2 protein-coding genes are annotated in these 1,969 nt (G+C 40.0%); both read right to left on the minus strand.

Annotation, left to right across the window (positions count from 1 at the left end; all coding sequences use genetic code 11):
* Nucleotides 1-1,259: dihydrolipoamide acetyltransferase family protein (locus tag AC06OU_RS12140; protein ID WP_475856066.1), on the minus strand; the 1,259-nt coding region annotated here is incomplete at its 3' end.
* A gap of 30 nt (nt 1,260-1,289) precedes the next feature.
* Nucleotides 1,290-1,969: alpha-ketoacid dehydrogenase subunit beta (locus AC06OU_RS12145; RefSeq protein WP_475856068.1), on the minus strand; the 680-nt coding region annotated here is incomplete at its 5' end.

Raw genomic sequence — 1,969 nt, forward strand, 5'->3', positions numbered from 1 at the left:
TCAAAGCTCAATGATAATGCTAACACAGGAGCGGCTACAATTTCACTATTTTTTATTACAGGTTTTTCTGAAATTCGACCAATTCCAAGGATTGCAACTTCAGGATGGTTGATAACAGGTGTAAACCATTGCCCCCCTGCAGAGCCAATATTAGAGATGGAGCATGATGCACCCTTCATCTCAGCAGGAGCTAATTTGCCATCTCGAGCTTTAGTCGCTAATGAATTAATTTCATCAGAGATTGTAAATACAGATTTACGATCTGCGTTTTTAATAACAGGTACTAACAAACCTTTGTCCGTATCCGCTGCAATCCCGATGTTGTAATAATGCTTTTGAATAACTTCGTTTGTATCATCATCATACGAAGTATTTAAAGCAGGGAACTCGCGTAAAGTGCTAACTAATGCTTTTACTACGTAAGGTAAGTAAGTTAACTTGATATTTTTTTCTGCTGCTACTTCTTTAAACTTCTTGCGATGAGCAACTAGCTCTGTTACATCAACTTCATCCATAAGCGTTACGTGTGGAGCAGTATGCTTGGAATTAACCATAGCTTTTGCAATTGCCTTACGCATTGGTGAAAGCTTCTCACGTGTTTCAGGGAAGTCTCCTTTCAAGCTAACAGGAGCAGTAGATTTTGTTTCTTGCGCTTTCTCCTGTTCAGCAGCTGGTGCTGAAGATTTAGTTTCTTCTACCGATTGGTCTCCAGAAAGGAATGCTTCAATGTCCTCTTTTAGAATTCGACCGTTTTTACCAGTACCATTTACGTCTGCAATATTCACTTCATTTTCACGAGCAAATTTACGAACGGAAGGCATCGCGATTACACGAGTGTCGCCTTTAGGTTTAACCTCTGTAGTTTCAGTCTTTTCTTTAGTAGGTGTAGAAGGTTGCTGATTTTTAGAAGCATCAACTGCTTCTTTCTCCACTTCCTTGCCATCCTCTAAAGTAGATTGTACTTGAGCTTCTGTTTTTTCTTCACCACTGTGGTCTCCTTTAAATTGAAGATCCTCATAGCCTGGTGCATCCAACTTAACTAGTACGTCGCCAACTACAGCAACTGTTCCTTCGCTTACCAACACGTCTGTTACTTTTCCTTTTACAGGTGAAGGAATTTCTACTACAGCTTTATCATTTTGTACTTCGCAAAGGATATCGTCCTCATCAACTTCGTCACCGGCCTTAACAAACCATTTAACGATTTCTCCTTCATGTATACCTTCTCCAATATCCGGTAGGCGGAATTCAAATGCCAAAGTGCTCACCCTTTCTATTGTTCGTTTCTTTTAGAAATTTAATACTTTCTTTGCTGTTTCCATTATATCTTTAGAGTTTGGTAACCAAACTGTCTCTGCTTGAGAGAATGGGAATACAGTATCTGGTGCAGCCACACGTAGAACTGGAGCCTCTAGGCTTAGAATAGCTCTCTCTGTAATTTCTGCAACAACGTTTGCTGCAATACCAGCTTGTTTTTGCGCCTCTTGTACAACAATTGCGCGGTTTGTTTTTTCTACAGAAGCAATGATTGTTTCGATATCTAATGGTTGTACAGTACGAAGATCCACAACTTCAACAGAGTGGCCTTCTTTTTCTAGTTCCTCAGCTGCTTTCAAGCTTTCTTGAACCATTGCACCATAAGTAATAATCGTTAAATCAGTACCTTCACGTTTCACGTCTGCTTTTCCAAGAGGAATAGTATACTCTTCCTCAGGAACTTCACCGCGGAAAGAACGATACAATTTCATATGTTCTAAGAAAATAACTGGATCATTATCACGAATAGCGGATATTAGTAAACCCTTTGCATCGTAAGGTGTAGATGGAATAACCACTTTCACACCAGGAGTTGAAGTCATTAAAAGCTCCAAGCTATCTGCGTGCATTTCTGGTGTATGAACTCCTCCACCAAAAGGTGAACGTATAGTTACTGGTGCATTAAAAGCACCACCTGTACGGAAACGCATAC

This window comes from Psychrobacillus sp. (assembly GCF_056205495.1).